Source organism: Pseudoalteromonas sp. UBA2102 (assembly GCF_002331165.1).
In the GTDB taxonomy this organism is placed as follows: domain Bacteria; phylum Pseudomonadota; class Gammaproteobacteria; order Enterobacterales; family Alteromonadaceae; genus Pseudoalteromonas; species Pseudoalteromonas atlantica.
Genome location: NZ_DCYU01000063.1, coordinates 78,446 through 86,553 on the forward strand (window position 1 = coordinate 78,446; position 8,108 = coordinate 86,553).

Genomic DNA, 8,108 nt, shown 5'->3' on the forward strand with positions numbered 1-8,108 from the left:
TGCCAAACTATCCATTAATTTAAAATTATTTATAAGCTATTGTTTTTAAATAAAAATAAATTTAGTTTTATTTATTTAAAGCATAAAAAAAGCGATAACAGACAATCTGATATCGCATTTTCGGTTGGTTTACTAAGGCTTAACACTAATTCGCTTAATTAAGTGAGCTATTTTGCCCAATGGTATAAGTTAAGCTATTTTGCTTTCATCCCATACTTTTGCAGGTATGTGTACTTCACCTTTAAATAACATTCTGGCTGTGCGCATTAACCCCGCCGACTTTATATCTAGCGTGTCGTTTTCAAAGCGCCCCTCAAGTAGTAAATCTATTTTACCGCTTGGGTGTTCAACCACTATATTTTGCTGCTCTGAGCTTTGTGGGGTAATTAAGTCGTACGCCACACTGCCTGGCAACATGCAACTAACACTCACGCAAATTGCTCCTGTAACAGAATGGCTGGTATGGCAATTTTGCGGCACAAAGTAGCGCGAAGTTATCGTACCGCCAAATTGCGGCACCGACAGTAAACCGACTTTAGGAATGACTTTTCCGGTTGCATCGCCAAGGCCCATTTTTAGTGACGCCTGCAGGCGAATGCTTTCTATTTTTTGCAGTAACTCTGTATTTGCATCAAGCTCTTGTTTAGTTTCAGAGCCTTTTACACCCAGTGATGGTGCAGGTATTAGTACCATTGGCATGGCAGCATCTACACAACTTACTTCTACGCCATCAAAGGTATCGCGTACAGAGCCAGTAGGCAGTAATTCACCGGTTTTAGTGCCACACACATCAAAAAACTTAAGTAAAATAGGTGCCCCAGAGCCTGGTACGCCATCAATAGTGGCATCGCCTTCGTACTCAACAAATCCGTTAGGCGTTTGTACAACAACTTCAATAAGGGTATTGGTATTTACATTTTTAACCCGTACCGTTGTTTCACCGTCGTTTGCAGTAACCAATCCGTATTCAATTGCCAGTGGTGCTGCACCAGATAAAATATTGCCACACGAAGGGGTTATATCGACTTCATTTTGCTCAATAGCAACTTGCGCAAATAAGTAATCAATGTCTGCATCGGGGTCGGTTGAGCGTGAAATAATGGCCGCTTTACTGGTTAGTGAGTTTCCTCCACCTACGCCATTTACTTGCAGCGGATCGCCTGAGCCCATTGCTGCAGTTAAAACTTCTTTGCGTTTATCCCAGTCTCTCGGTAAATCGTTGGCTAAAAAATAAGTCCCGCGAGACGTTCCGCCGCGCATAATGACACAAGGTATTTTTTTTTGAATAGTCATAATAATCCAGCTTCTAAATCAATTTAAATGAGCAGTAACGGGTTAGTTATTACTTAAAATAACCACGCACTCTTGCACTTGCTCTTGCTTACTTTGCAAAGATTGAGGGGCAAAATTAGTATTACTTGTTGCACTAGCAGCCGTGGCTGTTTGGTGGCTATTTGCACGAAAGTGAATGGCTCTCGGCGTAGGTTTTAACTGAGGTGTAGCGTGTGTTGAGTTCATCGTTTCGCCCTTTCAATGCAATTAAAAACAAGTAACGTCGTTATCAAAACGTTGCCCTTTTTTTAAGAGTAAGGAGCCAAACTGTCACTAACCTGTCACGAAATAAAAATTGATTAAAAAATAACTTTTAAACATTAAAAAACGCGCAGTATTTTCATGCTGCGCGTTAAAAGCCAATCGAAGGGGGCGTTTAAAACTTAATGGTGTAATCTACATATACACGGTGATCTGCTCTGTCTCCTTTTACACCATCAACACTGCCAGTTTCATCTGTGGTGTAATCTAAAAATAACCAACGTAGGCTTAAGCCTTTTACAGCCGCTACTTTGTAGCGTGTATCAATGGCCCAATATTTTTCATCGGCTGTGCCACCTGCTTTACCTAAGCTTGAATTTTCTGCATCACTGCCGCTGGTGTAATAGAACTTTGTGGTTAAACCCGGTGCCACTGCTTTTAGGTCAACACCTAAGCGAGCCTGCCAGGTTGCCTCATTTTGGTTTGTTAAATCGGCGCCAATTAATGAGCGCGTGGGAAACGGGTTAGTCCCGTGATCGCCACTAAAGTTATCTTCAATCCAGGCATCGTTCACTTTGGTAAATGCGGCGCCTAGTGTCCAAATATCTTTTTTCCAATTAGCATCTAGGTAATAGGCAAAACCATCGTTTTCACTTTTAGTAACGCCTGAAACCGCACCGAGTGCATCTTCATCATCTAAATCGCCACCCTCTGCGCCGGTTACAAATAAATCGCCATCGTCTTGTGAGGTAAATACGCCGCTTGAAAGGGTTAACTTACTTTGATCGAGCTTTATAGCGTAACTTCCTTTAAGCCCAAGCTTTGATAAGTAGTCATGAGAATTTAAATACTCTGCGTCTATTTTTAGCGCGTCTTTTTTGTAGCCTGCGCCCACACCCCAAATAACACTAATCGCGCCGTTATCTGACTGATCGGTAGAAAAATCTTCCCACTTGTCGTCGTGGCGGCGGCTCCATTTATCGTAGGCGTAACCATATACTTTGGTATTACCAAACTTGTAGTCACCAAATACACCTCTAAAAGTATTGGGAATTGCGCGGCTGCCTGAGCTTTTTAACAGCATGCTTTTGGTTTTTTGCCCGCCTATTTTTAAATGGCCATTTTCGCCAAGTTTAACGTCGATAAAATATTGACCAAATTTAGAAAAACTATCGTCAACGCCGCCTTTTTCATCCCCTGCGGGTAAAATATTATTTTGTGCGCTGCCGGTTGAGTTGTAATTAAGTACGGTATAAGTAGAGACACCCATGCTAATTAAGTCATTAAAATAGCCCGATTGATAATTGAGCTCTATGCCTTGTGCAAACGTTGAGTCGTCGCTGGCGTCGTTATCGTAATCGCGGTCAAAGTAAATTGACCTTAGCTTAATATTAAATTCGTCTTGCTCTGTAAGCCCATTAAAAGAAGCGTACGAAGGAATAGAAACACAAGTTAATACTGCGCCTGTTACTGCAAATATTTTAGAGAACTGTTGAGCCATAGTTGTCTCCGCTACCTTGTTTAATTAAATTTATAGTTGTGTGTAGTGTGTATCAGTTTATTCATGTTGCAATTTACACGGCAAACCTGTCACAAACCTGTCACAAGATAATTACATTTTAGGCAATTGTATTTTTTAGCTATTAAATTAAAACTATAGCTTATCTTGTTATAAACGAAGGTATTTGCGTATTGTAAACGTTGCAGTAATTGTTTAGTGTCTTGCACAACTTAAAATTATATTTTTTAATTGCGACTTTGCGGGTGTGCTTAATGAGAATTTTAGCAGTTGAAGACGACGAAGTGTTAGGAGAAGCAATTTGCCAACGCTTCACCAAAATGGGCCAAGGTATAGACCTTGTAACCAGTGGTGATGTGGCTAATTCGCTGTTAAAACGCCATGAGTACGACCTTATTTTACTTGATTTAAACTTGCCCAATTTAAACGGTGAGCAAATATTAAAAAAGCTCAGGGCTCGCTCATCAAATACGCCTGTATTAATTTTAACGGCACGCGCTCAAGTAGAGCACCGAATAGAATTACTCGACTTAGGCGCCGACGACTACCTCACTAAACCCTTTGATTTTGGCGAATTAGAAGCCCGTTGCCGCGCCCTACTTAGGCGTAACCAAGGCCTAGGTAAAGACATTATAAGTTATGGCAATCTCGATTTTGACCGAAAATCATGCACGGTCACTATTGCTAAAGAACTTATTGATTTAAAGCAACGAGAATTTAGGTTACTAGAAATATTTTTAACACATCAAGGCAAAGTGCTTAACAAAGATGAGTTACTCGATCACTTATATTCGTTTGACGACTCCCCCAGCCCCAACGCCATAGAAACCTACGTAGCAAGGCTTCGTAAAAAGCTGGTAAATAGCAGTGTTGATATAAAAACACTGCGTGGTTTAGGCTATCTTTTAGCAGAGCCTAATGAGTAGCAAAACCCTCCCCTCAATTCGCCGGCAGCTGCTTACAATAACCATTGCTTTAATGGTTATAATTACACTTATAACCTATTTTATGGCTAATAATTACAGTAAAAACGCCGCCCAAATTTCATACGATAGGCTACTTGCCAGTGCTGCTTTACAAATTTTTGAAAATACCCACATTGATTACCACGAAATTATTGTTGATTTACCCAGCGCTACATTTGAAACTCTCTCGATGGCCTCAAATGACAGATTGGTGTATCAAATAACACAAAATCAAGGCGAGCACTTAACTGGCTACAATGGCTTATATCAACACATTTTGCAAAAAGCCGACACTCAGTGGCAACGTGCAGAATATGACCCACGAGATAACCTACTGATACAATTTTGGGAAGGTGATTACAAAGGCGAAAACTACCGCTTTATTTTACTCTCAGATAAGCTTTATGAAGTGGGCGAATCGTTTGATGTAAATATTTTAATAGGTCAAACCACCCAAGCTCGCGATCAGCTCGCCTATGAAATGAATTTAAATGTAATACAAATGGTTATTTTAACGTTTGTAATAGCTATTGTGCTTATATTACTGGGAGTAAATCAAATTTTGCGCCCTATTTACAGCATAAATAAAAAAATACGTCGGCGCTCCCCCACTGATCTACGCCCTATTGATATGTCGGTTCCTAAAGAAATGGCCGATTTAATTTCAACCATTAACCATTTTATATCGCAATTAGAAGTCTCGCTTAATCATTTAAAGCGCTTTACCGGCGAAGTCGCCCATCAAATAAGAACGCCCCTAGCAGGCCTTAAAAGCCAGGCGCAAAATGCCATTGAAGAAAGCGATGAAAAAATAAGAACAGAGCAGTTAAATCGTGTTTTATATTCAACAGATTTACTCGACAGCACCGTTACGCAACTGTTAAACCAAGCCACTCTTGCGCACCGCTTTCATAGCCAGCCTTTAATAACGCTTTCGTTGCCGGAGCTGGTAAAGTCTGTGTGTAGAGATGTAGCGGTATCGGCGATTCAACGCGGCGTGATCATCACATATCAAGGTGATGATAATTTAATGATCAATGGTGATTCGTTTGCACTTAGCCAAATGCTACGCAACATTTTAGAAAACGCGATTAAATTTAGCCCGCAAAACAAAGAAGTTAATGTGTCTACCGAGCTTCACAGTACAGACAGTGGTTACATAGCCCGATTATGCGTGGCTGATCAAGGCGTAGGTGTACCCGATGCGCAAAAACAACATGTGTTTGAGCGGTTTTACAAAAGTAAAGGCGACCCACGTGCCGGCAGTGGCCTAGGCTTAAGCATTGCAAAGGAGGTAGCAGAGCATCATAACGCTGCTATTAAGCTGCTTGATAACACCCCGTCGGGGCTTATTTTTGAAATAAACTTTCCGTTAATGCTGACCGAGGACGAACATTGAAACTTTTATCGCTGATTTATATTGCCGTTGTTTTTACGTGCTTTGTAGGCTCGCCATTCGTTGCAGCAAAAACCCCTTTAGTATTTCCGGCACAAAGCGAAAATAAATCCGTGCTTAAAATATATGGCGGCGCTGACAAAATGGAAATTGCCCCTTTTTTATCGGCCTTTCAAAAAAAATACCCTTTTGTACAAATTGATTACTACGAGCTGAGTACTTTCGAAGTGTATAGCGAATTTTTAGCCGACGTTAAAAACCCGCCCGACGTGTTATTAAGTTCAGCAATGAACTTGCAGGTAAAGTTAGTTAACGATGGTTACGCACAGCCTTACAGCTCTGAGCAAACAAATAAGCTTCCTGCATGGGCTAAATGGCGAAATGAAGTATTTGGCTTTACCTATGAAACAGCAGTAATTGCATTTAATAAAGAATTTTTAGGCGAAGAGGTCGCACCAAGTAGCCGCAACGAATTATTAGAGCTAATTCGTAGGCGCAGTGAGCAAATTAAAGGCCGCATTGGCATTTATGATATTACTCAAGTGGGCATAGGCTATTTGCTATGGGCTCATGACCGCGAGCAAAGCTCAAGCTATGGCCGAATGCTTGAATCGTTTGGCTATCACAGCACACGTGTATTTAGACGCAGCGCCGACATACTCAAGGCACTTTCAACGGGTGAACTCACTGTTGGCTATAACATATTAAGCTCTTATGCGCGCACATGGGCGGCGCAGCACCCTAATATTATTGTGGTGCAACCTAAAGACTACACCTCGGTTATTATGCGCAGCGCCATTATTCCTAAACATGCTAAAAATGTAATTGGCGCACAGCTATTTATTGATTACTTAGTGTCTGTACAAGGGCAAACAGACATGGCCAACTTTACTAATTTTGAGCCAATAAATAACGAAGTAAGAATTAAGCAAAAACATTTACTTGATATATCAGAGGGTCAGCTGCGCCCCGTCCCCCTTGGCATAGAAATATTAGTGATAGACGATCAGATGAAGCGCCAAATAATCATTCAAGAATGGGAAAACGCGTTATTTGAGTACCAATAAATTCGGGACTTGTACCATGTCATGTATTTAATGGAGCGACTTTAAGGGCCGATTGAGATTACCCACTAAATACATGCCTATTAGCGTATAACTAAGGTTTGGGCAGCAGGCATTAAAAACCCAGTTATTGATATTCAATAACTGGGGTCAAGAATGATGGTGGAGGAAGAGGGATTCGAACCCTCGTTAGGGATTAACCTAAACACACTTTCCAGGCGTGCGCCTTCAGCCACTCAGCCATTCCTCCACGGTGTTGCTTAGCAACAGCGCGTTATAGTATGAAATAGGTTACACAGGTGCAAGGTCTTTTTAAATTTGTGCTGTTAAGTGTCTAATAATCAATCAGCAATTTACTTTAGGCATAAAAAAACGGCTAAACCTTAAGGTTTAACCGTTTTTATGCATTAGGCTAATTACTTAGCCATGCTAGCTGTAAAGTCTAACATGCGATTAAGTGACTTGAGCGCGCCTTCGCGTAAGTCCATATCTACAAACACTTCTTTACCGCGAGGGTCTATCAGAGCTTCTTCAATCGCTTTTAAGCCGTTCATTGCCATCCACGGGCAATGTGCACAACTTTTACATGACGCGCCTTCACCCGCTGTTGGGGCTGCAAAAAACTCTTTTTCTGGGCATAGCTGCTGCATTTTGTAAAAAATACCGCGGTCTGTCGCTACAATAAACTTATCGTTATCCATTGTTTGCGCAGCTTTTATTAATTGGCTTGTTGAGCCAACCGCATCTGCCAGTGCCACTATTTCTGCAGGTGACTCTGGATGCACCAATACACCCGCATCTGGGTGCAGGGCTTTCATATCTTTAAGCGCTTTTGTTTTAAATTCATCGTGGACGATGCATGCGCCGTTCCACATGATCATATCGGCACCGGTATTTTTTTGAATGTAGCTACCAAGGTGTTTATCTGGGCCCCAAATAATTTTTTCACCTTGCTCATCTAGGTGCTCTACAATTTCAAGTGCGCACGATGAGGTTACAATCCAGTCTGCACGGGCTTTAACCGCTGTAGAGGTGTTTGCATACACGACAACTTTACGATCTGGGTGCTGATCGCAAAACGCAGAAAACTCATCAATAGGGCAACCAATGTCTAACGAACAGGTTGCTTCTAGCGTTGGCATAACAACTGTTTTGTTTGGCGTTAAAATTTTAGCGGTTTCACCCATAAAACGTACGCCTGCAACGATGATCATATCTGCATCGTGGCGAGCACCAAAACGTGCCATTTCTAATGAGTCGGCAACACAGCCCCCTGTTTCTTCGGCAAGTGCCTGAATTTCAGGATCTGTGTAGTAATGGGCTACCAGCACTGCATTTTTATTTTGCAGTAGTTGTTTAATACGTGCTTTATATTCGCCTTGCTCGTCTTTAGTTAACGGCGCTGGCTTAGGAGGAAAGATATAGCCTTCAGGCATAATAGTTTGAGCTAGACTCATGTTCTCGACCACTTCATCTACAGTGCATTAATTACGGCAAATTATACGAGAATACACGGGCAAATAACAGCTATCTGGGCCTGCTGTTTATAAATAAAAATAAGAAACTGATTTAAATAAAATAAGGGGGAAAGTTGTGATTTTTTAGAAGTGGTGGGTCATGATGGACTTGAA

Annotated in this window: 7 protein-coding genes and 1 tRNA gene; 3 read left to right on the forward strand and 5 right to left on the reverse strand. The window is 41.4% G+C overall.

What is annotated here, in order from left to right; translation table 11 throughout:
• Nucleotides 1–189: 189 nt before the first annotated feature.
• From B2R65_RS08665 to B2R65_RS08675, 3 genes are all read right to left on the reverse strand, one after another.
• Nucleotides 190–1,293, reverse strand: a complete 1,104-nt coding sequence (locus tag B2R65_RS08665; RefSeq protein WP_286741965.1) for a 4-oxalomesaconate tautomerase — start codon at nucleotides 1,291–1,293, stop codon at nucleotides 190–192.
• 42 nt (nucleotides 1,294–1,335) lie between these two features.
• Nucleotides 1,336–1,518 carry a hypothetical protein gene (locus B2R65_RS08670; RefSeq protein WP_024032566.1) on the reverse strand — a complete coding sequence of 61 codons (183 nt, stop codon included), beginning with the start codon at nucleotides 1,516–1,518 and terminating at the stop codon, nucleotides 1,336–1,338.
• Nucleotides 1,519–1,708: 190 nt separating this feature from the next.
• Nucleotides 1,709–3,034, reverse strand: a complete 1,326-nt coding sequence (locus B2R65_RS08675; protein ID WP_286741967.1) for an OprD family outer membrane porin — start codon at nucleotides 3,032–3,034, stop codon at nucleotides 1,709–1,711.
• Between the two features lie 272 nt (nucleotides 3,035–3,306).
• Between B2R65_RS08675 and B2R65_RS08680 the strand changes: the two genes are divergently transcribed.
• The 3 genes from B2R65_RS08680 to B2R65_RS08690 are packed head-to-tail and all read left to right on the forward strand — an operon-like array spanning nucleotide 3,307 to nucleotide 6,480.
• Nucleotides 3,307–3,978, forward strand: a complete 672-nt coding sequence (locus B2R65_RS08680) for a response regulator transcription factor (RefSeq protein ID WP_029774040.1) — start codon at nucleotides 3,307–3,309, stop codon at nucleotides 3,976–3,978.
• On the forward strand, nucleotides 3,971–5,416 hold the full coding sequence (locus B2R65_RS08685; RefSeq protein WP_096739796.1) for a sensor histidine kinase: 1,446 nt from the start codon (nucleotides 3,971–3,973) through the stop codon (nucleotides 5,414–5,416). The genes B2R65_RS08680 and B2R65_RS08685 overlap by 8 nt, the downstream gene beginning before the upstream one ends.
• On the forward strand, nucleotides 5,413–6,480 hold the full coding sequence (locus B2R65_RS08690; RefSeq protein WP_029774042.1) for an ABC transporter substrate-binding protein: 1,068 nt from the start codon (nucleotides 5,413–5,415) through the stop codon (nucleotides 6,478–6,480). The genes B2R65_RS08685 and B2R65_RS08690 overlap by 4 nt, the downstream gene beginning before the upstream one ends.
• A gap of 157 nt (nucleotides 6,481–6,637) precedes the next feature.
• Here the strand turns inward: B2R65_RS08690 and B2R65_RS08695 are convergent.
• Nucleotides 6,638–6,727: transfer RNA gene (locus B2R65_RS08695), tRNA-Ser, on the reverse strand.
• Nucleotides 6,728–6,893: 166 nt separating this feature from the next.
• Complete coding sequence (gene nadA / locus B2R65_RS08700) at nucleotides 6,894–7,934, reverse strand: quinolinate synthase NadA (RefSeq protein ID WP_286741971.1); 1,041 nt, start codon at nucleotides 7,932–7,934, stop codon at nucleotides 6,894–6,896.
• Nucleotides 7,935–8,108: the final 174 nt, after the last annotated feature.